The 23,451-nt window shown below is 63.5% G+C and carries 19 protein-coding genes; 11 read left to right on the forward strand and 8 right to left on the reverse strand.

The genetic code is table 11. The annotated features are described in order from the left end of the window. Positions 1-73: 73 nt before the first annotated feature. The 3 genes from trmA to BLR71_RS11155 form a co-directional block, all read right to left on the reverse strand. Entirely contained in the window at positions 74-1,180 is a 1,107-nt protein-coding gene (gene trmA / locus BLR71_RS11145; RefSeq protein ID WP_092526111.1) for a tRNA (uridine(54)-C5)-methyltransferase TrmA, read from the reverse strand. Positions 1,181-1,241: 61 nt separating this feature from the next. Further along, positions 1,242-2,045 carry a glutamate racemase gene (murI, locus tag BLR71_RS11150; RefSeq protein WP_092526114.1) on the reverse strand — a complete coding sequence of 268 codons (804 nt, stop codon included), beginning with the start codon at positions 2,043-2,045 and terminating at the stop codon, positions 1,242-1,244. Between the two features lie 386 nt (positions 2,046-2,431). Continuing rightward, positions 2,432-2,977 (reverse strand): hemerythrin domain-containing protein, encoded by a 546-nt coding sequence (locus BLR71_RS11155; protein ID WP_092526303.1) that lies wholly within the window; start codon positions 2,975-2,977, stop codon positions 2,432-2,434. 398 nt (positions 2,978-3,375) lie between these two features. Between BLR71_RS11155 and BLR71_RS11160 the strand changes: the two genes are divergently transcribed. Next, positions 3,376-4,716: a replication-associated recombination protein A gene (locus tag BLR71_RS11160; RefSeq protein WP_092526117.1), complete on the forward strand. Its 1,341-nt coding sequence runs from the start codon at positions 3,376-3,378 to the stop codon at positions 4,714-4,716. A 102-nt stretch (positions 4,717-4,818) separates the two neighbouring features. Here BLR71_RS11160 and lolA read toward each other — a convergent pair whose 3' ends face one another. Then, a complete protein-coding gene (gene lolA, locus BLR71_RS11165) occupies positions 4,819-5,445 on the reverse strand; it encodes an outer membrane lipoprotein periplasmic chaperone LolA (protein WP_092526120.1) in 627 nt (208 codons plus the stop codon). A gap of 154 nt (positions 5,446-5,599) precedes the next feature. Then, the gene (locus tag BLR71_RS11170) at positions 5,600-8,968 is read right to left on the reverse strand and encodes a DNA translocase FtsK (RefSeq protein ID WP_281241770.1); all 3,369 of its coding nucleotides are present in this window, start codon (positions 8,966-8,968) and stop codon (positions 5,600-5,602) included. 224 nt (positions 8,969-9,192) lie between these two features. On the opposite strand from BLR71_RS11170, the gene aat reads away from it, so the two are divergent. The 3 genes from aat to infA all read left to right on the forward strand — a co-directional run bounded on the left by aat (position 9,193) and on the right by infA (position 11,071). After that, on the forward strand, positions 9,193-9,918 hold the full coding sequence (aat, locus tag BLR71_RS11175) for a leucyl/phenylalanyl-tRNA--protein transferase (protein WP_092526123.1): 726 nt from the start codon (positions 9,193-9,195) through the stop codon (positions 9,916-9,918). A gap of 2 nt (positions 9,919-9,920) precedes the next feature. After that, the gene (locus BLR71_RS11180) at positions 9,921-10,661 is read left to right on the forward strand and encodes an arginyltransferase (protein WP_092526126.1); all 741 of its coding nucleotides are present in this window, start codon (positions 9,921-9,923) and stop codon (positions 10,659-10,661) included. A gap of 191 nt (positions 10,662-10,852) precedes the next feature. After that, a complete protein-coding gene (gene infA / locus BLR71_RS11185; RefSeq protein ID WP_007111068.1) occupies positions 10,853-11,071 on the forward strand; it encodes a translation initiation factor IF-1 in 219 nt (72 codons plus the stop codon). Positions 11,072-11,335: 264 nt separating this feature from the next. Here infA and clpA read toward each other — a convergent pair whose 3' ends face one another. The 3 genes from clpA to BLR71_RS11200 all read right to left on the reverse strand — a co-directional run bounded on the left by clpA (position 11,336) and on the right by BLR71_RS11200 (position 16,664). Then, on the reverse strand, positions 11,336-13,618 hold the full coding sequence (clpA, locus tag BLR71_RS11190; RefSeq protein ID WP_092526129.1) for an ATP-dependent Clp protease ATP-binding subunit ClpA: 2,283 nt from the start codon (positions 13,616-13,618) through the stop codon (positions 11,336-11,338). A gap of 156 nt (positions 13,619-13,774) precedes the next feature. Beyond that, the gene (clpS, locus tag BLR71_RS11195; protein ID WP_175491664.1) at positions 13,775-14,176 is read right to left on the reverse strand and encodes an ATP-dependent Clp protease adapter ClpS; all 402 of its coding nucleotides are present in this window, start codon (positions 14,174-14,176) and stop codon (positions 13,775-13,777) included. A 253-nt stretch (positions 14,177-14,429) separates the two neighbouring features. Then, the gene (locus tag BLR71_RS11200) at positions 14,430-16,664 is read right to left on the reverse strand and encodes an NADP-dependent isocitrate dehydrogenase (protein ID WP_092526132.1); all 2,235 of its coding nucleotides are present in this window, start codon (positions 16,662-16,664) and stop codon (positions 14,430-14,432) included. A gap of 284 nt (positions 16,665-16,948) precedes the next feature. Between BLR71_RS11200 and BLR71_RS11205 the strand changes: the two genes are divergently transcribed. The 7 genes from BLR71_RS11205 to BLR71_RS11235 all read left to right on the forward strand — a co-directional run bounded on the left by BLR71_RS11205 (position 16,949) and on the right by BLR71_RS11235 (position 23,265). Next, entirely contained in the window at positions 16,949-17,686 is a 738-nt protein-coding gene (locus BLR71_RS11205; protein ID WP_092526135.1) for a pseudouridine synthase, read from the forward strand. Next, complete coding sequence (locus BLR71_RS11210) at positions 17,683-18,132, forward strand: NUDIX hydrolase (protein WP_092526138.1); 450 nt, start codon at positions 17,683-17,685, stop codon at positions 18,130-18,132. The genes BLR71_RS11205 and BLR71_RS11210 overlap by 4 nt, the downstream gene beginning before the upstream one ends. A 167-nt stretch (positions 18,133-18,299) precedes the next feature. Continuing rightward, positions 18,300-19,472, forward strand: a complete 1,173-nt coding sequence (mnmA, locus tag BLR71_RS11215) for a tRNA 2-thiouridine(34) synthase MnmA (protein WP_092526141.1) — start codon at positions 18,300-18,302, stop codon at positions 19,470-19,472. Continuing rightward, complete coding sequence (gene hflD / locus BLR71_RS11220; RefSeq protein ID WP_092526144.1) at positions 19,469-20,104, forward strand: high frequency lysogenization protein HflD; 636 nt, start codon at positions 19,469-19,471, stop codon at positions 20,102-20,104. The genes mnmA and hflD overlap by 4 nt, the downstream gene beginning before the upstream one ends. A gap of 58 nt (positions 20,105-20,162) precedes the next feature. Further along, positions 20,163-21,530: an adenylosuccinate lyase gene (purB, locus tag BLR71_RS11225; RefSeq protein WP_092526148.1), complete on the forward strand. Its 1,368-nt coding sequence runs from the start codon at positions 20,163-20,165 to the stop codon at positions 21,528-21,530. Between the two features lie 98 nt (positions 21,531-21,628). Beyond that, entirely contained in the window at positions 21,629-22,828 is a 1,200-nt protein-coding gene (locus BLR71_RS11230; RefSeq protein ID WP_092526151.1) for a cupin domain-containing protein, read from the forward strand. Beyond that, on the forward strand, positions 22,825-23,265 hold the full coding sequence (locus tag BLR71_RS11235) for a GNAT family N-acetyltransferase (protein ID WP_092526154.1): 441 nt from the start codon (positions 22,825-22,827) through the stop codon (positions 23,263-23,265). The genes BLR71_RS11230 and BLR71_RS11235 overlap by 4 nt, the downstream gene beginning before the upstream one ends. Positions 23,266-23,451: the final 186 nt, after the last annotated feature.

Consider the following 23,451-nt stretch of genomic DNA (forward strand, 5'->3'; position numbering starts at 1 on the left):
TTAGTGCAGGGAAGGCCCCTACTGTATTAACCCTTTGTCATGGAGCATGTCAGTTACGCATCGGTCCTTGACTTCATACCCGGCGCTCGAGCAGTACCCCACACTCACAGTGATGCGTCCAGGGGAACTGATCGAAGAGTGCGAAACGCGTGATGCTGTGGGTCCGCGTCAGACGCGCCAGGTTGTCCACCAGAGTATCAGGGTTGCATGAAATATAGATGATGCGCTCATAACCGCTGAGCTGATCGCAGCTCTCGTCGTCGAGCCCGGCGCGGGGCGGGTCGACCAAGACGGTAGAGAAATCGTAGTCGGCAAGGCCCATCTCGGCCACCCGGCGGCCGCCCTTCTCGCCCTTCAGGGCCAGGGAGAACTCCTCGGCGGACATCCGCGAGACATGCACATTGTCCACGTCGTTGGCATCGAGGTTGGCCTTGGCCGAGGCCACCGAGGTGCGCGATATCTCGGTGGCCAGCACGCGGCGAAAGTTCTTGGCCAGCGCCACGGTGAAGTTGCCATTGCCACAGTAAAGCTCGACTAGATCACGATCCTCGCTGTTACGCGTCACATCCAGCGCCCAGCCAAGCATCGATTCGCAGATCGCGGCATTGGGCTGGGTGAAGCTGTTCTCGACCTGCTGATAGTGAAGCTCGCGCCCCTCGACGGTGAGGTGCTCCCAGACATGGTTTCGGCTCAAGACCAGGCGCTGCTTGCGCGAGCGACCGATGATCATCACCCCCAGGCGCTGCTCCAGCGCCCGGGCCGCGGCCTCCCAGTCCTCACCCAGGGGGCGATGATAGATCAGGGTGATCAGCGCCTCGCCAGACAGGGTGGTGAGAAAATCGACCTGAAACAGCTTGCGGCCCAGCACCGCATCCTCACGCACTGCCTCTAACAGCAGCGGCATCAGTTCATTGATCCGCTCGCTGGCGACCGGGAACTGATCGACCCGAACCGGACGCTTCTTGTCCGGCCGCTCCGGGTCAGGCTCGAACATGGCGTAAAAGAGCTCGTCACCCTCACGCCAGATACGAAACTCGCAGCGCATACGGTAATGGCTCGCCGGCGAGGCGAAGACCTCGAGTTCGGGCGCTTCCAGATGCGCGAACTGGTTGATGATGCGCTCGCGCTTGGCCTCGAGCTGCTCGCCATAGCGGGCGGGGTCGACAACGGGTACGGCCACAGAGTCTCCTTGGGAATTGGTCAGTCGGTCTATCAAGTGCGCAAAAGCAAAAAGGGCAGACCTAGGTCGCTGCCACATCCACCCTGAGCGTGCGCGGCGCGGCAAAGCCATAGCCCGCCAGTACCGCCGCAAGAGAAACGCTCGGCGCGGTGGCCCAGGCAGCGCCGGGGCCCTCGCCGCCGGTGGCTTCTGCCCGCGGCAGTGGCGCGACCACCTGCGCCAGGCGACGAGCAATCGCATCCCCCGAATCGACCCAGGTGATCGGGCGCGGCGCGGCCGCATCCAGCGCCTGGGTCAACAGAGGAAAGTGCGTGCAGCCAAGCACCACGGTATCCAGCGCCGGGTCTTCCCATAGCGGCGCCAGGCAGTCGGCGATCACCCGGTCATCCAGCGCCTCTCCGCTCAGCCGACGTTCGGCCTGGCCGACCAGCGCGTCGGCGGCCAGCCGCATCACTTGGCATTGGCCCGCAAAATCCTCGATCAATCGACGGGTATAAGGCCGGTGCACCGTCGCCGAGGTCGCGAGCAGCGCCAGATGGCCGCTAACACTGGCCGCGGCTGCCGGCTTGATGGCCGGTACGGTGCCGATCACCGGAATCGCCAGATGGGCGCGCAGCGCCTCGAGTGCCAGGGTACTGGCGGTGTTGCAGGCTACCACCAGGGCACTGGCTTGGCTTGCGTCCACGGCCGCCTGGCAGACCGATAAAATACGCGCCACCAGCCAGTCATCGGGCTTGGTACCGTAGGGCAGCATGGCGTTGTCGCAGGCATAGCACAGCGCCACGTCCGGCAGGCGATGGCGGATGGCGGCGACTACCGAAAGACCGCCGACACCCGAATCGAAGATCAGAATCGGACCGCTCATCCGCGACGGCCCTGAATCGACTGCATGGACTGGGTCTCCCTTACTTGATGAACCTTGCTTGTGCTTGATGAACCTTGCTTGATGGATCTTGCTTGATAGACCTTGCGTAACATAGGTCAGGCGGAATGGGTCAGGCCCGCTGAATAAAGGCGCGCGAAACATGAGCGCCGCAAAATCAAGCATTCTACCCCAGTCGCCCGCCGGGGGCCGAGCCCCTTAACACCAAGGCACCACTGATACGACGCCGCCCGGCCAAGTGGCCGGGCGGACGAGGATACGCGTTCTTAGGCAAGACAGCCGAAACCTTCGACCAGGTTAGTCAGCAAAGCCTATATCAAGCTTTCCTCGAAGGTTCTTCGTTCAACGGCTGTAAGGAAAGAGGCCGGTCAAACCATCGGGTCCGGCGCTGCGCAAAGCTCGGAATAAAGTTCAGGGTAGGATTCCTGAAGGCTTTCAAGCTTGGCTGCTGCTCCTTCTGGCAGCGATTCGGCGAGCATTTGCAGGGCTTCATCATCGAAATGTTCACGCACCAACGGGAAGAGTTCCTCGCGTTCGTCGCGCAGATAGGCCCGGTGTGCCTCGAGATAGGCACTGAGGTCATCGGCAAAACGATCCATGGGAATCGCCACGTCCATCAGCACCATGTCCAGGTCCTGAGACAGGCGCATCAGGCGTTCACGCAGGGCTTGGTAGTTTGCGGCCAAACGCTCGCTAAGCCCCTCGGCTTCAGGCGCTTTGTCCATCAGCTCCTGACCGAAGACCCGCTCCAGCGGCACGGTAAAGCCGTCCATGTAGTCGAGGATGTAATCGACGACCTCGCGCACCAGTTGAAAATCTGGGCGCTCACCCTCCGCCAGCGTCTTGTGTTTGAGCTGCAACACGTGCAGTAGCCGCGCCATGTTGGCGTGGTCAAGGCGTAGTTGATTCAGCATCGGCATGACGGGACCTCCTGTGCTGTCCGGGGCGAACGTCTGTATGGTCATTGGATTCTCCGAGCGACTCCGAGTTCGATGGTCTTTCAGCGCAAGTCTCTTTGACCGCCAATATCGCACTCAACGATCTGGACAACCAGCATGAAAGCAGATGCAGTGCTTGCACGGTGCAGCGAGCGCCAACCTCGTTACGGGGACTGCTCATCTGCGACCTGAGTCTGGCCTGCATCGGAAGGCGCCTAATAGGATGCGCCTATGGTGACCCACATGCTGCCAGCCTAGAATATCTAACCCTAGCGCCTCCTTCACCGACACGCCTAGCGCTAGAAGTTATATACATAGAGACCTTAGCACTAAAAGCGACGCTGAACGCTACTCGTCACAGGACACCGCCTATCATGGATCTTTTTAGCCAGCAGCACGCTCAGGAGCATGCCCCTCTGGCCTACCGGATGCGGCCTCGCCAGTTGAGCGACTATGTCGGCCAGCAGGCGCTGGTCGGCCCCGGCAAGCCGCTGCGCCGCATGGCCGAAACCGCCACCGTGCGCTCGATGATCCTGTGGGGACCGCCAGGGGTCGGCAAGACGACGCTCGCCGAGATACTGGCCAATGAGTCCGGCGCCGAACTCGAGCATATGTCCGCGGTGATGGCGGGGGTCAAGGATATCCGCGCCGCCGTGGAGCGGGCGGGCGTCGCCCAGGGCCAGAACCGCCCCACCCTGCTGTTTCTCGACGAGATCCACCGCCTCAACAAGAGCCAGCAGGATGCCCTGCTGCCGCATGTGGAGTCGGGCCTGTTGACGCTGATCGGCGCTACCACCGAGAACCCCTCCTTCGAGGTCAACTCGGCACTGCTCTCCCGAGCCCGCGTCTATGTACTCAAGGCCCTGGACGAAGAGGAACTGCTGAGGGTGCTGCGCCAGGCGCTTACGGATCGCGAACGCGGCCTTGGCGCGCGGCGCATCCATGTCGAAGATGAAGTGCTCAAGCTACTGGCCCATGCGGCCGGTGGCGATGCCCGCCGGGCGCTGGGGCTTCTGGAAACCGCCTGCGATTTCACCCTTCCCAGCGACGACGGCGAGCGGCTCGAAAAAGACGGCCTGGCCGAGGTCCTCGGCCATCAGGCCAGCGCCTTCGACAAGCAGGGTGATCACTTCTACGACCTGCTCTCGGCCATCCACAAGTCGATCCGCTCTTCCCGCGTCGATGCGGCGCTGCTCTACATCGCCCAGTTCACCCAGGGCGGCGGCGACCCGCTGGATGTGATCCGGCGGCTGACGGCCATCGCCTCAGAAGACGTCGGCAATGCCGACCCGCGGGCGCTGCCGCTGGTGATGGCGGCCTGGGATGCCTACCTGCGCCTGGGCGATTACGAAGGCCAGCGCGCCATTGCGCAAGCCGCCATTCATCTGGCCATCGCCCCCAAGAGCAACGCCATCGACCAGGCCTGGAAGAAGGCCAAGGCCTTTGCCGCCGAGCACCCAACGCTCGAGGTGCCGAGCTACCTGCGCAATGCCCCCACCAAGCTGATGGAATCCCTCGGCCACGGCCAGGGCTATCGCTATGCCCATAACGAGGCCAACGGCTATCCGGCCGGTTCGTCGCATGACTGCTGGCCGGAGGGCGCGCCGCGCACCCGCCTCTACGATCCCAGCGAATACGGCCAGGAGAAGCGCTTCAAGCAGATGCTCGACTGGCGCGCCGAGCTCGACGCACAGGCCGACCAGCAACAGGGCTGAGTCAGCGCGGGTCAGCGAGAAAGGCCCGCCCAAAACGACATCGCCCCCGAAGCAGGCACTCCGGGGGCGATAGGGTCGGCGGCATTCGCTGTGCGTCGGCGCTTACTGCGTCTCGCGAATCACATCGACGCCATCGGGAATCTCGAAGGTGAAGAGCGAATCATCGATAGGGGCGTTCTGCTCCACGTTATCGAAGGCGATCGCGGTGCGCTGACCGGTGCTGTCGGTCATCTGCAGCATGCCGAGTTCCTCGGCGTAGAAGGTCAGCTGCAGCTCTTCGAAGAGCGTATCGGGACTGCGCGGATCCAGGGTGAAGGTTTCAGCGGTGCCCTGCTGGCGACGTTCGACGTCGTAATTCTTGGTGAGCTCATCGGCGCTGCCCGAGAGCAACAGGGCCGGGGTATGGGTGACCCGGGTATCCAGCGGCTGCACGGTGACCTGTTCCAGGTCCGGGTCATGCAGATAGATATCTTCCCCGTCAGAGACCACCACCTGGCGGTAGGGTGACTCGACCTCCCAGTGGAAGCGGCCGGGACGCGACAACCACATGTGGCCGCTGGCCTGCTGCAGGCGCTGGCCGCTGCCGTCGAGAATCTGCTGCTCGAAATCGGCCTGGTAGGTATTGATCGGCTCCAGCAGCTGCGTCAGGCGCTCGGCGCCTTCGTTGGCCAGTGCCGTAAGCGGCATCATCAGGGCGAAGCCGAAGGTAGCTAGGCGTGTCGGTGTCATGGCGTCTCCTTGGCCGGCCATCGCCGGCAAATGTATCCCGTCTCCGCGTGCATCCCCCTAGGGTGCACTACTGAGACCGGTAACGCCTTGCCGGGTTGCCCCGGCAAGGCGTCTTCCTTGTTTACTGCACGGTTTGTCGAATCACGAAACGGCGTTAGTTGCCCGCCGGCGGCGGCGCCAGCACTTCGCGTGAGCCGTTGGTGCCCATGGTCGACACCACGCCGGCGCCTTCCATGGTCTCGACCAAGCGCGCCGCGCGGTTATAGCCGATCTTGAAGCGGCGCTGCACGGCTGAGATCGAGGCACGACGCGACTCGGTGACGAACATCACCGCCTCGTCATAGAGGGCATCCTGCTCGGCATCGTCATCGCCGCTGCCGCCCTCGCCCTCGAGACCGGTCAGGGCATCCGCGGAGACGCCGCCGGAGAGGATTTCGTCGATGTATTCTGGCTCGCCGCGTCGCTTCCAGTCTTCGGCGACCCGGTGCACCTCGTCGTCATCGACGAAGGCACCGTGCACGCGCATCGGCAGGCCCGCGCCGGCCGGCAGGTAGAGCATGTCACCGTGGCCAAGCAGGTTCTCGGCACCGCCCTGGTCGAGAATGGTGCGCGAGTCGATTCGCGAAGACACCTGGAAGGCCATGCGCGTGGGAATGTTGGCCTTGATCAGGCCAGTTACCACATCCACCGAAGGACGCTGAGTCGCGAGAATCAGATGGATGCCGGCGGCACGGGCCTTCTGGGCCAGCCGCGCGATCAACTCCTCGACCTTCTTGCCGACGATCATGAACATGTCGGCAAACTCGTCGATGACCACCACGATGTAGGGCAGCTTCTCCAGCACCGGCGGCGATTCATGCATCTGCCAGGGCTGCGGCTCCCACAGCGGGTCGGCGACCTGGGCCCCGGCACGCTCGGCTTCGTCGAGCTTGGCATTGAAGCCGGCGATGTTGCGCACCCCCATCGCCGCCATCAGCTTGTAGCGCCGCTCCATCTCGGCCACGCACCAGCGCAGGGCGTTGGCGGCCTCCTTCATGTCGGTGACCACCGGCGCCAGCAGATGCGGAATGCCGTCATAGACCGACAGTTCCAGCATCTTGGGGTCGACCATGATCATGCGCACTTCATCGGGCGTGGCCTTGAGCAGCATCGAGATCAGCATGGCGTTGACGCCCACCGACTTACCCGAGCCGGTGGTACCAGCCACCAGCAAGTGCGGCATCTTGCCCAGATTGGCCACCACCGGCGCCCCGCCGATGTCCTGGCCCAAGGCCATGGTCAAGGGCGAATTGGCGTCCTGGTAGCTGTCGGAATCGATGACCTCACGCAGCCGAATCATGGCCCGGTGCGGGTTGGGGATTTCGATGCCCACGGTGGGACGCCCGGGGATGATCTCGACCACGCGCACGCTCTTGACCATCAGCGAGCGGGCCAGGTCCTTGGCCAGATTGCTGATCTTGGAGACCTTCACCCCGGCGGCGGGCTTGATCTCGAAGCGGGTGATGACAGGGCCAGGCCAAGTATGTACGACCTCAGCCTTGACGCCATACTCCCGCAAGCGGACCTCGAGCAGCTCGGCCATATCGGTAAGCTGCTCCTCGGTGTAGTTAGGCTGATGGGCTTCGGCCGGGGTCAGCAGCCTGAGCGAAGGCAGCTCCCCGTCGATATCCGGCAGCTCATCCGCTGAGGAGCGCTGGTTCTGCAGGTGCTCGACGGTCCATAGCGCGGGCTCGTCCGGATGAGCCGCGGCCTCGCGCGCCTGCTCGGCGCTGGCGATCCGGGGCTCGACCGGGGAAGCTGGCGTTTGGGGCGCGCTTTCTTCAGCCGGTGCTTGGTAGCGCGTCTGCGCTTGAGCGGCTGCATCTGGTTGCTCCGCAGGAGCGGGGGCAGGCGATGCAACAGAGGGCGGCACGGACGCGGCTGAGGCGGTGACAGAGGCCATGGCAGAAGGCGCCGCTTCGGGGGCCTCACGGCGGGGCTCGCTGCCTTCCTCAGTATCTTCCCCGACCTCTTCTGCCTGTTCGGGCTTACTCGCTGCTTGAGGCGCTTTCGCCACCTGAGGAGACGTGTCGTCATCCCAGTCCGCGTCCTGCCAACTGATCATCGGCTCACGGCGAGCATGACGGGCAACGGACTGCGGCGAAGAGCCCGAAGACGCCACGGCCGGCGCGGGGCGCTCATCCTCATCCGCTGCGTCGTCAGTGGAATCAGGCTTCGACGGCGCCTCGGAAACCGGCTCTGGTGTCGGCTCTGATGTCGTTTCTTCTTGTTGGGCTTGCGCCGGGGATGGCGTCGCTTCCGCTGCCTTGGCGGGCATGTCCCGCTCGGCCCGCAGCGACATGCCGCTCCAGGACGGCTCGTCGTCTTCCGGCAACACCGGCTCGGGGATCGTCTCGGCCCGCAGCGGGGGCGCCTTCGCGACCTCGGGGGCAGCCTTGGGCTCGGCTGGCCTAGACTCAGCGCGATTAGCCACGGTGGGCTTAGCCTCAACGGGGTTAGCCTCGGCTGACCTAGACGCAGCGGGATTAGGCTCAGTGGGCTTAGCCTCGGCGGGCCGAGCATCCGGTGACGCCTTCTCATGGGGGCGCTTCGGCGCCAGCTGCTCGCTGTAAGCGGCGCCTGGCTGTTTGGCCGACGGCGTGCGCTCGGGCACTTCCCAGGGAATATCGGTGCCTTGATCAGGGTTCCACTGAGGCTCGCGCAGCCCGGCTTTATCGGCCGCCACCTCGTCGTCGCCATAGCGACGGCTCCAGGGCCACAGCCGCTGCCACCAGCTAGGCGTCGGTGACGCCTCATGGTCTTCTTCCACAGGCTCCGGCTCATGCTCGGCAGCCGCCTGTTGGGCATCGACTTCGTCGCGGGCGCGCTGCGACCGGTCACGGCACCAGCCAATAAAGCGCTGCGCCAGATGACCGGACTCGTCCATCACCCGCAGCCAAGAGACTCCGGAGAAAGGCGGGAAGCCGCACAGCAGCGCGACCAGTGACAGCAGAGTGGTGCCGTGACTGCCGACCAGCGGGGTCAAGGTGCGCACCATCTCTTCGCCGACGATACCGCCGGCGGCATAGGGCAAGCCGCTTTCGGGATTGAAGAAGTGCAGGGCGCCGAGGGTGGTGGTACCCAGCATCAGCAGGAAGAGCCCGCCGGTTCGCACGGCAAGCCCCAGCGTATCCCACTCTAAGTGCACCTGGCGTACCCGGCTCATCCGCCAGCCGGCAAAGCCCAGCATGCCCGGCCACCAGAGGGCACTGGCGCCGAACAGCGAATACAGCACGTCGGCAAGCCAGGCGCCCACCGGCCCCATCCAGTTGTTCACCGTCACATCCGGACCACTGTGCGACCAGCCGGGATCCGAGGCCTGATAGCTGAACATTGCCAGCAGCAGGAAAACGCAGGCCGCCAGCAGCAGAATCACCACGCCCTCGCGGGCAGCTCCTTGCAGTCGCACCCCGAAGCGGCGCGCCCTCTCCTTGGCGCCGGCCGTCGCTTCGCGGCGGCTACTCGCCTTGTTCTTGACACTCAAGTCGCCATTCCCCTTGCGCCGTCTGTGGCGTCTTCATGTGTCCTACATCGAGCAGCATGATACCGAGCCTTGAGGCTAGGGCACAGGGGCCATGCTACTCTTCACTGCCGTTAGCGAATAACATTGTCCAGTCAGGGCCACGCCACGCTTGAGACGGACTGCGAAGCCCGTCAAACTGCGCTTTTGACACCGACGCCACGCTCACTAACGAACCCTTTTCCGCCATGCTGCCCTGGTTGCCCTCTTCTCCTGTGCAATTCCCGCCGCTCGATCAGGCACTCCAAGAGCCGGATGGCCTGCTCGCGGCGGGTGGCGACCTGACGCCTGACTGGCTGATCGCGGCCTACCGGCGCGGCATCTTCCCCTGGTTCAGCGACGGTCAGCCCATCCTGTGGTGGAGCCCCAGCCCGCGCATGGTGCTGCTTCCAGACGAAATCCGCATTCGCCGCAGCCTGGCCAAACGACTGCGCAACGCAGGCTTCAAGGTGACCTGGAACACGGTGTTTCCGGCGGTCATCGAGGCCTGCGCGGCCCCTCGCGCGGCTGACGAAGGCACCTGGATCGGCGATGAAATGCGCGAGGCCTATATCGCCCTGCATTCGCTAGGCTATGCACAGTCGGTCGAGGTCTGGCGCGACGATCGCCTGGTCGGCGGGCTATACGGTGTCGGCATGGGCCGGGTATTTTTCGGTGAATCCATGTTCAGCCGAGAACCGGATGCCTCCAAGGTGGCCCTCGTCCATCTCGCCAACCACTTGCAGGCACTGGGCGGCGGCCTGATCGACTGTCAGATGCACACCTCGCATCTTGCCAGCATGGGCGCCGGTGAGATCGCCCGCCAGGAGTTCATCAACTATCTTGATCTGTACATTCCGGGGCAAGATGGCATCGCGCCACGCATGGCCGCGAAGGCCCCCGAGGACGACACCATTGGCGAGGGGGGCCGTTGAACGTGAGCAGTCGCGCGCCACAACATCCTGTTCGGGACCTGCGTTTCTTCCTGACAGTTCCCCATGCGTGCAGCTATCTGGACGGTCATGAGGCGACCACGCTCTTTCTGGACCCTCAGGAATCCCCCGGCCAGAGCGTTTACGATACGCTGACGCTGCTCGGTTTCCGCCGCAGCGGCCGGCACCTTTACCGGCCTCATTGCGAAGGCTGCCGGGCCTGCGTATCGGTGCGCATTCCGGTCGCCGATTTCGCTCCCAGCCGCAGCCAGCGCAAGATCATGAATCGCAATGCCGATCTAACCGTGCAGGAGCGGAGCGCCAGCTACGACCCGGAGCACTATGAGCTCTATGCCCGCTACGTTCGTACCCGCCACGCCGATGGCGACATGTTCCCGCCGAGTCACGAGCAGTACCGTACCTTTCTGACCCTGGATCATGGCTATGCCCGCCTGCTGGAGTTCCGCCTCGACGGCCGGCTAGTGGCCGTCACCGCCATCGACCGGCTGGGACATGGCCTATCGGCCATCTATACCTTCTTCGATCCCTCCCCCAGCCTCGAGCGCCGATCGCTGGGCACTTTCGCGGTGTTGAGCCTAATCGAACGCGCCCGCGACGAAGGCCTGCCCCACGTTTATCTGGGCTACTGGATTCGTGAATGCAGGAAAATGGACTATAAGCGCTACTTTCAGCCGCTGGAATATCTCGATGGCCGCCATTGGCGGCGCTCGATTCCAACGGCATGAGGCGTCCCGCTTAGCGATTGCTCCACAGCATGTTTTGCCTTGACGTCCGGCATACGGCACAATACCGCGCTATATTGATGATCGGTGCCAGACGTTGCCGTCCAAATCCCGGCCGTTCAAGCCGCGATGCTACCGGCACTGTCATCGTCGCCACATCGATTTGCACAAAACCATCATGAGGAAATGCCTATATGGCTCGTGAAGACCATATCGAAATGGAAGGCGTCATCGTCGATACGCTGCCCAACACCATGTTCCGCGTTGAGCTGGAAAACGGCCACGTCGTTACTGCCCATATCTCGGGCAAGATGCGCAAGAACTACATCCGCATCCTCACCGGCGACAAGGTCAAGGTCGAGCTGACTCCCTACGACCTGTCCAAGGGACGCATCGTCTACCGCTCCCGTTAAGCACTTCGGGCCGCGCCCAACGCGACGCCTTTCGCCAACCGACCGGCCTAAAAAAGACGCCCCGTCATCAGACAGGGCGCCGGTCGGTGGTGGCTATGTCATCGGCGGCTATTCCATTCGTTGCCACGTCAATCAGCCGCTAGGCCTATCGCGCTCTATCGTCGGTGTCGGATAGGCCGTGTCAGTCGAAAAGCCTCAGACAATGGCTCAAGCTATCGCTTGAACCATTGCCTTGCGCCTACCTCGAACCCTCAGGGCTCTTGATCAGGGCTCCGCCAGTTCTTCCTCGGTGTCGAAATGCAGCTCATCACTCGCCTCATCGAGCGTGACGTGCACGAGCCCACCCTGGTCGGCCAGGTTGCCGAACAGGATCATTTCGGCCAGCGGTTTCTTGAGTTTCTCCTGAATCAGGCGAGCCATCGGCCGCGCGCCCATCTCAGGATCATAGCCACGCTCGGCTAACCAAGCCCGAACACCCTCGTCCACGTCGAGCTGAACCCGCTTCTCGTCGAGCTGTGCCTGGAGTTCGACCAGGAACTTGTCGACCACGTTGCGCACCACGTCGGCGGGCAGCGAGCTGAACGGGATGATACCGTCCAGGCGGTTGCGGAACTCTGGCGAGAAGGTCTTGCGAATCACCTCCATGCCATCGGTCGAATGATCCTGCGGGTTGAAGCCGATGGAGCGGCGCGAGATCTGCTCGGCCCCGGCATTCGAGGTCATGATCAGCACCACATGGCGGAAGTCCGCCTCACGGCCGTTGTTATCGGTCAGGCGACCGTGGTCCATGACCTGCAACAGCAGGTTGAAGACATCCGGGTGCGCCTTCTCGATCTCGTCGAGCAGCAGCACGCAATGAGGCTGCTTGGTCACCGCTTCGGTCAACAGACCGCCCTGGTCGTAGCCGACGTATCCCGGCGGCGCACCGATCAGGCGCGATACGGTGTGGCGCTCCATGTACTCGGACATGTCGAAGCGCACCAGGTCGACTCCCATCAGCGAGGCCAACTGGCGAGCCACCTCGGTCTTGCCGACCCCGGTGGGGCCGCTGAACAGGAAGCTACCCACCGGTTTGTCCGGCGACTTGAGGCCGGCACGCGACAGCTTGATGGCCGCCGCCAGGCCGGTAATCGCATCGTCCTGACCGAACACCAGCATTTTGAGGTCACGCTCGAGGTTCTCGAGCAGCTTGCGATCGGAGTTCGAAACGCTCTTCGGCGGAATCCGGGCAATGGAGGCAACGACCGCCTCGACCTGATCGACATCGATGGTATCGACCCGCGCCTCCGGCGGCAGCAGCCGCTGATGGGCGCCGGCCTCATCGATCACGTCGATGGCCTTGTCCGGCAGGTGGCGATCATTGATGTAGCGATCGGCCAGCCGCGAGGCGCTCTCGAGTGCCCCATCGGTGTACTTGAGCTTATGGTGCTCTTCGAAGCGGCCACGCAGCCCCTTGAGGATGCGGATGGTGTCTTCGACCGAGGGTGCCGGCACATCGACCTTCTGGAAGCGCCGAGCCAGGGCCCGGTCCTTCTCGAAGATGCCACGGAACTCCTGGAAGGTGGTCGAGCCGATACAGCGCAGCTCGCCGGAGGAAAGCAGCGGCTTGAGCAGATTGGACGCGTCCATGACGCCGCCAGAGGCTGCACCGGCACCGATCACGGTGTGGATTTCGTCGATGAAGAGAATGGAGTTGGGCTGCTTCTTGAGCTCAGCCAACAGGCTCTTCAGACGCTTCTCGAAATCGCCACGATACTTGGTGCCGGCAAGCAAGGCGCCCATGTCCAGCGAATAGACCACGGCGTCGGCGATCACCTCGGGCACGTCTTCCTCGACGATGCGCTTGGCAAGCCCTTCGGCGATGGCCGTCTTGCCGACCCCGGCTTCCCCCACCAGCAGCGGGTTGTTCTTGCGCCGCCGAGCGAGGATCTGCACCACACGCTCGAGCTCATGGTCGCGACCGATCAGCGGATCGATCTTGCCCAGGCGAGCCTGCTCGTTGAGATTGGTGGCATAGCCAGTGAGCGGATGTGCACTGCCCTCGCTGCTGCCCTCTTCGGCCTCTTCGGCGTCCTGAGACGGCGCAGACGACGGCGACTGACCATGTCCGGACACCTTGGAGATGCCGTGGGCAATGTAGTTGACGGCATCCACCCGAGCCACGTTCTGCTGCTTGAGGAAGTAGACCGCCTGGCTTTCCTGTTCGGAGAAGATCGCCACCAGCACATTGGCGCCGGTGACCTCACTCTTGCCGGAGGACTGTACGTGGAAAACGGCCCGCTGCAGCACGCGCTGGAAGCCCAGGGTCGGCTGAGTCTCCCGGTCACTCTGATCCTCGGGAATCAGTGGCGTGGTGGAATTGATGAAGTCCTGCAGGTCCGAGCGAAGCTTGTCCAGGTTGGCACCGCAGGCACGCAGCACGTCCGCCGCGGAGGCATTGTCCAGCAACGCCAACAGCAGGTGTTCGACGGTCATGAACTCATGACGCTTGGAGCGCGCCACGGTAAAGGCCGTATTCAGCGTGAGTTCGAGTTCTTTGCTCAGCATGGCAGTCCCCTTCTCGCCACCTCGGGCGTCGGCCGGCAATCGCCGGCAATTTCACCATCGGGTACATTCTCGGGATTCGCAAGCTCACGTTCGAGCCGGTCACGCCGATCCTGCACTGGCTGTCTTCCGCTTGCCTGACAATCAGCTTGCCAGTCGTCAGTCGGCCCTATCTATATCGCACAGCAACGGGTGCTGGCACTCTTTGGCGTATTGATTGACTTGATGACTTTTAGTTTCCGCAATGTCGCGAGTAAAAATGCCACAGGTCGCCTTTCCCTGAGTGTGAACCGCCAACATCACCTGCACGGCCTTCTCGCTATCCATATTGAAGAAGGTCTGCAACACCTCGACCACGAACTCCATGGGCGTGAAGTCATCATTGTGTAGCACTACCTTGAACATCGGCGGCGGCGCTAGCTCCGGTTCGGCAGGCTGGACCGTGACATCATCATCGCCCTCTTCCTGAGGACCTGATTCATGAGGGCCAGCCGGGCGCGTCATGCCGGCTTTCAACGTCGCCGCGACATAGCGTTGGTAAGGATCATCTATATTGAACATAAAAGGCGTTACCCTTCCTCTCAAGCCCGTGAGCCTTCAACGCATCAACTATGCTTGGACGCCAAGGCCCGCTCAGGGTTCAGTTAATAACAAGATGCGGCCGTGATGGGCCGCTTGCAAGGGGCGCTGGCCATCGAGCGCTATCAAAAAGGCTCGCCACGGGTGCTTTTAGCGCCGCCAGAAACGTAAAGGGCCCCCGCCCGCTAGGCGGACGAGGGCCTGAGACACATGCGTGCCGGAAGCAGCTAAGGCGTTAGCCCTTGGCTACCAGCGCCAGTGCCGCATTGAGCGTCTGGCTGGGGCGCATGGCCTTTTCGGTCAGCTCAATGTTGGGGTGGTAGTAGCCCTGGATGTCCACGGGCTGCCCCTGAACGGCATTGAGCTCTTCGACGATCACCGACTCCTTGGCATGGAATTCATCGGCCAGCTTGCCGAATAGCGCCTTGAGCTCGGCATCCTCGTCCTGGGCGGCCAGAGCCTCGGCCCAGTAGACGGCCAGGTAGAAGTGGCTGCCACGGTTGTCGAGCTCACCGACCTTGCGCGACGGCGACTTGTTGCTGTCGAGGAACTTGCCGTTGGCTTCGTCAAGCGCCTTGGCCAGTACACGAGCGCGGGCGTTGTCGAAGGTCTTGCCCAGGTGCTCGAGAGACGCGGCCAGCGCCAGGAATTCACCCAGGGAATCCCAGCGCAGGTGGTTCTCCTCGAGGAGCTGCTGCACGTGCTTGGGCGCGGAACCACCGGCACCGGTCTCGAACAGGCCACCGCCGTTCATCAGCGGCACGATGGAGAGCATCTTGGCGCTGGTGCCCAGCTCCATGATCGGGAACAGGTCGGTGAGGTAGTCACGCAGCACGTTGCCGGTGACGGAGATGGTGTCTTCGCCGCGACGGATCCGCTCCAGGCTGAACTTCATGGCATCCACCGGCGCCATGATGCGGATATCCAGGCCACTGGTGTCGTGATCCTTGAGGTAGGTCTCGACCTTCTTGATCAGCTCAGCATCGTGAGCGCGCTGGGAGTCGAGCCAGAATACCGCCGGCGTCTCGCTGTCGCGGGCACGGGTCACGGCCAGCTTGACCCAGTCCTTGATCGGGGCATCCTTGGTCTGGCACATGCGCCAGATATCACCCTGCTCCACGCTATGCTCGAACAGTACCTCGCCAGCATCGCTGGTGACGCGCACGGTGCCGTCGGCAGGAACCTGGAAGGTCTTGTCGTGGGAGCCGTACTCTTCGGCCTTCTGAGCCATCAGGCCGACGTTGGGCACGCTGCCCATGGTGGTCGGATCGAAAGCGCCATTGGCCTTGCAGTCGTCGATGGTGGCCTGATAGATGGTGGCATAGCAGCGATCCGGGATCACCGCCTTGGCATCGTGCAGGGCATCGTCGGCGCCCCACATCTTGCCTGAGTCACGAATCATCGCCGGCATGGAGGCATCGATGATCACGTCGCTGGGCACGTGGAGGTTGGTGATGCCCTTGTGGGAATCAACCATCGCCAAGGACGGACGCTCGGCGTAGAGCGCTTCGATGTCCGTCTTGATCTCATCCTGCTTGTCGGTGGGGAGCTTGGTGATGGTCGCGTAGAGATCGCCAATGCCGTTGGTAGCATCGAAGCCGACCTCTTCCAGCGCTTCGGCGTGCTTTTCCAGCACGTCGCGATAAAACTCGTTGACCACCATGCCGAACATGATGGGATCAGAGACCTTCATCATGGTCGCCTTGAGGTGCAGGGAAAACAGCACGCCCCGCTCCTTGGCATCGGCAATCTGCTCGGCGACGAAGGCGGACAGCGCCTTGCGGCTCATCATGGAGCCGTCGATGACCTCACCGGCCAGCACCGGCGTTTTTTCCTTGAGCACCTGAGTGGTGCCATCCTTGCCGACCAGCTCGATCTTGACCACGCCATCGGCGGCCAGGGTGGCGGACTTTTCGCTGCCGTAGAAGTCACCGTCGCTCATGCAGGCGACGTGAGACTGGGAGTCGGCGGTCCACTTGCCCATGCGGTGCGGGTACTTGCGAACGTAGCTCTTCACCGACTGCGGCGCGCGACGGTCGCTGTTACCTTCACGCAGCACCGGGTTCACGGCGCTGCCCTTGACCCGATCATAGCGCGCCCGGATATCGCGCTCTACGTCGCTGGTGGGTTCATCGGGGTAGTCGGGCAGCTTATAGCCCTGGCCCTGCAGCTCGCGAATGGCCGCCTTCAGCTGCGGCAACGAGGCACTGATATTGGGCAGCTTGATGATATTGGCTTCGGGGGTCTTGGCCAGCTCACCGAGTTCCGCCAAATGATCACCGAGCTTCTGCTCATCGTTCAGGTATTCCGGGAACTGGCAGATGATGCGGCCGGCCAGGGAAATATTCCGCGTCTCAACGCTGATACCGGCGGAGTCGGTGTAGGCATCGATAATCGGCAGCAGGGAAAAAGTAGCCAGGGCCGGCGCTTCATCGGTGAGCGTATAGATAATCTTCGGCGTTTTTGACATGTTGGCGTTGATCTCTCTGGTCAATGCATTGGCATGAAACTGGATCGGTAGCGCGCGATCACGATGTCCGCCTCAGAGGCTCGGTGCGACCCACCCGGCAGGGTGATAAGGCCGGGTATCGCAGGGAACATCGGCGCCCAGCAGGTACTCTTAGCAGGCCCCGAGCGAGTCGAGGGCGCTCCCAGCAAGCCGGGGCATTATACCAGCGTGCCCGGCTCAGCGCATGAGCAATAATAGCCGCAGGCCCCTGCCATCCTGCCCTGCTTGCCGGTAAGCTTGCGCTCATGAGCTCTGTCTATCTCCTTCACAAGCCTTTCCGCATGCTCTCCCAGTTCACCGACCGCGGCGCCGGTGAAGCAGAGCAACGCGCGACGCTTGCCGATATCATCAAGGTGCCGAACATCTACCCGGCCGGGCGTCTCGACTACGATTCCGAGGGCCTGATGCTGCTCAGCGATGACGGCGAACTGATTCATCGCATCGCTCACCCCAAACACAAGCAGCCCAAGACCTATTGGGTGCAGGTGGAGGGCGAACCCGACGAGGCGGCACTGGAAGCCCTGCGCAAGGGCGTGACCCTCAATGACGGCCCGACCCGGCCGGCCAAGGTGCGCCGCCTCGACGCGCCGCCGGTCGGCCCGCGCGTCCCGCCGGTACGTGAGCGTCGCCATATCCCCACCCGCTGGCTGGAACTGACCATCAGCGAGGGCCGCAATCGTCAGGTGCGCCGCATGACCGCCGAGGTCGGCTATCCCACCCTGCGCCTGATCCGCGTGGCGATCGGCGCTTGGCGCCTCGACGGCCTGGCCCCCGGCGAATGGCGCAAGCAAACGCTGCATGCGCCCGCCAAGCCGCAGCGCGCCGCCAGCAATGGCAGGGGCGGCAAATCGAAAGCCACCGGGGGCAAGAAATTGGGCAAGCCATTGAGCAAGAGCTTGGACAAGAACGTGGACAAGCACCCAGACAAGCGCCATAGCAAGGCCAAGGGACGCAAGCCCAACACGCCGAGAGGGTCACGATGAGTCGCTGGTCTCCCAGAGTCACGGTAGCCACCGTGATCGAGCGCGCTGGGCGCTTCCTGATGGTCGAAGAAGATCGCGGCGGACCCCATACGGTCTTCAATCAACCCGCCGGCCACCTGGAGCCCGATGAGGGCATTCGGGCCGCCGCCGAACGGGAAGTCCGCGAGGAGACCGCCTGGCATGTGGGCATCACCGACTACTTGGGGCTTTACGTCTATCGCGCGCCGGATGGCATGACCTTCCACAGCCACGGCTTTTCCGGCATGGCGCTGGCACACCTGGGCAATGACCTGGACCGGGACATTCTCGCCATCCACTGGCTGACACTCGATGAACTGGAGGCCCTGGAACGGGCCGGACGCCTGCGCAGTCCGCTGGTGATGCGGCGCATCCGCGACGTGCAGCGTGGCCGCACCTTCCCGCTGGATGTGATTCAGGAGCGTTGAGCCCGAGCTCGAACAGCTCGCACCCAAACAGCGTCACACCGCCGCTATCTGGGCTCGGCCCTGCACTTCCGGCCTATGAAAGCAGGCTCGAAGCAAGCGGCCACTATCGTGTATAATCCCCGCCCATTTAACGCCATTCCACTCCCACCATGACGTCGAGAGCGCCCATGTCAGTTGCTGCGCCAGTCGCTGCCGGATCATCCGCCGCGCAACCCTCCGCGGCGGGCAAGGTTATCGTCGGCATGTCCGGCGGTGTCGATTCCTCCGTGTCCGCCCTCCTGCTCATGGAGCAGGGCTATCAGGTCGAAGGCCTGTTCATGAAGAACTGGGACGAAGACGACGGCACCGAATACTGTACCGCCAAGGAAGACCTGGCGGATGCCCAGGCGGTCTGCGACAAGCTCGGCATCAAGCTGCACACTGCCAATTTCGCCGCCGAATACTGGGACAACGTCTTCGAACATTTCCTGGCCGAGTACCAGGCCGGGCGCACGCCGAACCCGGACATCCTGTGTAACCGCGAAATCAAGTTCAAGGTGTTCCTCGAGTATGCCGAGATGCTCGGCGCCGAGAAGATCGCCACCGGCCACTATGTTCGTGAAGGACTGGTCCGCGGTCATGTCGACGGCGACGAACGTCCACGCCTGCTCAAGGGCCTCGACACCAACAAGGACCAGAGCTACTTCCTGCATGCTGTGCCGGAAGCGGCCATCGCCCGCACCCTATTCCCGGTGGGCGAACTCGAGAAGCCCGAGGTGCGCGCCATCGCCGAGCGCCATGACCTGGTCACCGCGCGCAAGAAGGACTCTACCGGCATCTGCTTCATCGGCGAACGGCGCTTCTCTGACTTTCTGCGCCAGTATCTGCCGGCTCAACCCGGGGTCATCGAAACCCCAGAGGGCGAGGTGATCGGCGAGCATATCGGGCTGATGTACTACACCCTGGGGCAGCGCCAGGGCCTGGGCATCGGCGGCCTGCAGAACCATCCGGATGCCCCCTGGTACGTGGCCCACAAGGACCTTGAGCGCAATGTGCTGGTCGCCGTTCAGGGCAAGCATCATGAGCTGCTCTACAGCGATGTGCTGATCACCGAGCCGATGGACTGGGTCGCCGGCGAGGCGCCGGCAAGCGAGGGCCGCTTCATGGCCAAGACCCGCTATCGTCAGGAGGACGTCGCCTGCCAGATGCGCACCCGCGAGGATGGCGGCGTCGAGGTGATCTTCGATGAGCCGCAGCGTGCCGTGACACCGGGTCAATCGCTGGTGCTCTACGATGGCGAGATCTGCCTCGGCGGCGGCGTGATCCTGAACACCTGGCACGGCAAGGAGCGTCGCTCATGACCACCCCGATTCATCGCGCCCCGGAGTCCCCGGTCGGCCGCCAGGTACTGGCGCTGGCCGGTGTTTTCCAGGCCGCCGTGGTCGTCGACGAACTGGCCCGCACCGGCCAGGTCGACGAACGCGCCTGGCAGACATTGATTCGCGCCACGGTCGACACCGACCCTGAAAGCTTCGAGGCCATCTATGGCGGCCACCCCAATCACCTGCGCCAGGGCCTCGACACCCTCAACGCCGTGATCGGCAAGCAGCAGGCCAACCCGGTGGTGCTGCGCTACGGCTTCTCGCTGCTGCTGCTGTCGCAGAAGCTGCGCAAGAACCCGCAGATGATGGACACCCTGGGCACTCGGCTGACCCGCGTTCAGGGCCAGGCCAGCCACTTCGGCGACACCCACGAAAACGTGGTGGCGAGCCTTGGCGAGATCTATCAGGACACCATCTCGACCTTCCGCTACCGCATCGTGGTGCAGGGTGAACCCAGCCTCTTGCAGCAGCGCATGATGCCGGAGCGCGTACGGGCGGCTCTGCTGGCCGGCGTGCGCTTTGCCCTGCTATGGCATCAGCAGGGCGGCCGACGCTGGAAACTGATCTTCCAGCGCGGCGCCATGCGACGCGCCCTCGACGAATTCGGCTAACCCCGGACCGGCCCCCTTGTTATCGGCTCCTATTTCCACACCGCACTGGATGACTGTCATGCAACTCTCAGCCCTCACCGCCCTTTCCCCCGTCGACGGCCGCTACGGCACCAAGACCGAAGCCCTGCGCGAACACTTCAGCGAGTTCGGCCTGATCCGCGCCCGCGTCACCGTCGAGGTGCGCTGGCTGCAGCGCCTGGCCGCCCATGACGGCATCAAGGAAGTGCCGGCGCTGTCAGCCGACGCCAGTGCCTGGCTCGACGCCATCGTCGCCAACTTCAGCGTCGCGGATGCCCAACGCATCAAGGACATCGAGCGCACCACCAACCATGACGTCAAGGCGGTGGAATACTTCCTCAAGGAGAAGGTCGAGGACAACGCCGAGCTCAACGCCGTTACCGAGTTCATCCACTTCGCCTGCACCAGCGAGGACATCAACAACCTGTCCCACGCCCTGATGCTGCGTGGCGGCCTGAAGGAGGTGCTGCTGCCGGTGATGCACGAGGTCACCGAAGCCATCGTCGCCCTGGCCCACGAGCATGCCGACCAGCCAATGCTGTCGCGCACTCACGGCCAGACGGCGAGCCCCACGACTCTCGGTAAGGAAATGGCCAACGTCGCCGCGCGTCTGCGCCGCCAGCTCGCCCAGATCGAAGCCGTCGAGCTGCTGGGCAAGATCAATGGCGCCGTGGGCAACTACAACGCTCACCTGGCGACTTACCCAAACATCGACTGGTCGGCCAATGCCGAGACCTTCGTCGCCGAACTGGGCCTGACCTTCAATCCCTACACCACCCAGATCGAGCCCCACGACTACATCGCCGAGCTGTTCGACGCGGTCTGCCGTTTCAACACCATCCTGATCGACTTCGATCGCGACGTCTGGGGCTACATCTCGCTTGGCTACTTCAAGCAGCGCACGGTGGCCGGCGAAATCGGCTCCTCGACCATGCCGCACAAGGTCAACCCGATCGACTTCGAGAACTCCGAGGGCAACCTGGGGATCGCCAACGCCGTGCTGACGCACCTGGCCCAGAAGCTGCCGATCTCCCGCTGGCAGCGCGACCTGACCGACTCCACCGTGCTGCGCAACCTCGGCACCGGCCTGGCACAGGGCCTGATCGCCTACCAGGCCTCGCTCAAGGGCATCAGCAAGCTCGAAGCCAACCCGGAGCGCCTCGATGCCGACCTGGACAACAGCTGGGAAGTGCTGGCCGAGCCCATCCAGACCGTGATGCGCCGCTACGGCATCGAGAAGCCCTACGAAAAGCTCAAGGAACTGACCCGCGGCAAGCGTATCGACCAGGTCGGCTTCGCCACCTTCATCGATACCCTGGAGCTGCCGGCCGAGGTCAAGAGCGAGCTCAAGGCCATGAGCCCGGCGACCTACATCGGCAATGCCGCGGCCCAGGCCAAGGCCCTCTAAGCCTCCAAGGCCCGCGCCCCGGTCATTCACCCATAGCGTCACCGACAGGCGCTGGCTCGTGCCAGCGCCTGTTTGCCTTCATCTGAGGACACCACATCATGCCTGCCGACACGCCCTTGCCCATGCTGGGCGGCCTCAGCGCCGCCGACTTCCTCGGCCAGTACTGGCAGCGCAAGCCGCTGCTGATTCGCGGCGCCTTTCCGGATATCGAAAGCCCGCTGTCACCCGATGAACTGGCAGGCCTTGCCTGCGAGGAAGGCATCGAGGCACGCCTGGTCGAAGAACACGGCCGCGACGCCAAGGGCAATCCCAAGCCCTGGCAGGTCAGTCATGGCCCCTTCGGTGAGGCCACCTTCGCGCGCCTGCCCGAGAGCGACTGGACCCTGCTGGTGCAAGCCGTGGATCACTATGTGCCCGCGGTCGCCGACCTGCTGGAAGCCTTCAGCTTCCTGCCCCGCTGGCGCCTCGACGACATCATGATCAGCTACGCACCACCGGGCGGCAGCGTTGGCCCCCATGTCGATCAGTACGATGTATTCCTACTCCAAGCCAGCGGCCAGCGCCGCTGGCAGCTGGGCGGTGCCGTCGACGAGGATGCCCCGATCATCGACGGTATCGACCTGCGCATTCTCGAGCACTTCGAGGTGGAGCCGGACCAGGACTGGGTGCTAGAGCCCGGCGACATGCTCTATCTACCGCCGGGCCACGCCCACCACGGCGTCAGCCAGTCTGATGACTGCATGACCCTTTCGGTGGGCTTCCGGGCGCTTTCCGCCGACGAGTCGGTGACCTCCTTCGCCGACTACATGGGCGAGACGCTGCCGGCTTCCCTGCGCTACAGCGATGCCGGCATGACGCCCCCCACCGACCCCGGCGAGCTCAACGACGAGGCGCTCGAACGCATGCGGCGGCTGATACTCGACACGCTCGATGATCCGGCCCAGTTGGCCCAGTGGTTCGGACGGGCGATGACCCAGCCCAAGTATGTCGACCAGCTAGTGCCGCAGGAGGAACCGACGCCGGTTGAGGAACTCAGCGCCGAGCTCGAAGCCGGTGGCTATCTGGAGCGCACCCTGGGCTCACGCTTCGCCTGGCGTGTCCTGGACGACAACCAGGCAACCCTGTTCGTCGACGGCGATGGCCTGGCCTGCGCGCCGGGCCTGGCCAGGGCCCTGGCCTCGCAGGCGCCCATCGATGCCGAACTGCTCGCTTACCCCGGTGCGGCGACGCTGCTCGCTGGCCTGCTGGATCGCGGCAGCCTGAGCTGGCCGACAGACGACATGGAAGATGACGCATGAAGCCGCATGACGGTGACGTCACCCTCCAGCAGGGCAGTTGGGACGAACTGGGGGCCATCGCCGGCGAGATTCGCCGGTTAGTCTTCATCAAGGAGCAGGCCGTGCCGGTGGAGGAAGAATGGGACGGTCGCGACCCCGACTGCCTGCATCTCCTCGCCTGGCAGGGCTCCAAGGCCCTGGGCACCGCCCGCCTGCTGCCTGATGGCCACATCGGTCGCGTCGCCGTGCTGGCCGAGGCCCGCGGCCTCGGTATCGGCGTAGCGCTGATGCAGGCCACCATCGAGGCTGCGCGCTCCCACGGCCATGCACATGTAGAGCTCGCCGCCCAGACGCATGCACTTCCCTTCTACGAACGCCTGGGATTCGTCGCCTTCGGTGATGAATTTATTGATGCCGGGATACCGCACCGCAATATGCGCCTTCCGCTAGACGCTTGATTCGAAAAACCTTCTCTTTCTCCCCAGAAATAAGACTACAGGCATAGCCGAAAAAGGCCCGGCTTGTAGTCTTACTACAACGCTCCCTACCGCTAAGTAATCATGGTGAAGCCCTGATGCCATGGGCCATAGTCGTTGTCAGGGTGACATTAAAACAGTCGTTTTAGATGCCGACATTACCCGGCC

It is taken from the genome of Onishia taeanensis (assembly GCF_900100755.1).
Lineage (GTDB): Bacteria > Pseudomonadota > Gammaproteobacteria > Pseudomonadales > Halomonadaceae > Onishia > Onishia taeanensis.

Coding starts and splice junctions, on each gene's coding strand:
- murI (WP_092526114.1), bottom strand. CDS start 2,045: ATGAGCGGTCCGATTCTGATCTTCGATTCGGGTGTCGGCGGTCTTTCG.
- BLR71_RS11155 (WP_092526303.1), bottom strand. CDS start 2,977: ATGCTGAATCAACTACGCCTTGACCACGCCAACATGGCGCGGCTACTG.
- BLR71_RS11160 (WP_092526117.1), top strand. CDS start 3,376: ATGGATCTTTTTAGCCAGCAGCACGCTCAGGAGCATGCCCCTCTGGCC.
- lolA (WP_092526120.1), bottom strand. CDS start 5,445: ATGACACCGACACGCCTAGCTACCTTCGGCTTCGCCCTGATGATGCCG.
- aat (WP_092526123.1), top strand. CDS start 9,193: ATGCTGCCCTGGTTGCCCTCTTCTCCTGTGCAATTCCCGCCGCTCGAT.
- infA (WP_007111068.1), top strand. CDS start 10,853: ATGGCTCGTGAAGACCATATCGAAATGGAAGGCGTCATCGTCGATACG.
- clpA (WP_092526129.1), bottom strand. CDS start 13,618: ATGCTGAGCAAAGAACTCGAACTCACGCTGAATACGGCCTTTACCGTG.
- clpS (WP_175491664.1), bottom strand. CDS start 14,176: ATGTTCAATATAGATGATCCTTACCAACGCTATGTCGCGGCGACGTTG.
- BLR71_RS11200 (WP_092526132.1), bottom strand. CDS start 16,664: ATGTCAAAAACGCCGAAGATTATCTATACGCTCACCGATGAAGCGCCG.
- BLR71_RS11205 (WP_092526135.1), top strand. CDS start 16,949: ATGAGCTCTGTCTATCTCCTTCACAAGCCTTTCCGCATGCTCTCCCAG.
- BLR71_RS11210 (WP_092526138.1), top strand. CDS start 17,683: ATGAGTCGCTGGTCTCCCAGAGTCACGGTAGCCACCGTGATCGAGCGC.
- mnmA (WP_092526141.1), top strand. CDS start 18,300: ATGTCAGTTGCTGCGCCAGTCGCTGCCGGATCATCCGCCGCGCAACCC.
- hflD (WP_092526144.1), top strand. CDS start 19,469: ATGACCACCCCGATTCATCGCGCCCCGGAGTCCCCGGTCGGCCGCCAG.
- purB (WP_092526148.1), top strand. CDS start 20,163: ATGCAACTCTCAGCCCTCACCGCCCTTTCCCCCGTCGACGGCCGCTAC.
- BLR71_RS11230 (WP_092526151.1), top strand. CDS start 21,629: ATGCCTGCCGACACGCCCTTGCCCATGCTGGGCGGCCTCAGCGCCGCC.
- BLR71_RS11235 (WP_092526154.1), top strand. CDS start 22,825: ATGAAGCCGCATGACGGTGACGTCACCCTCCAGCAGGGCAGTTGGGAC.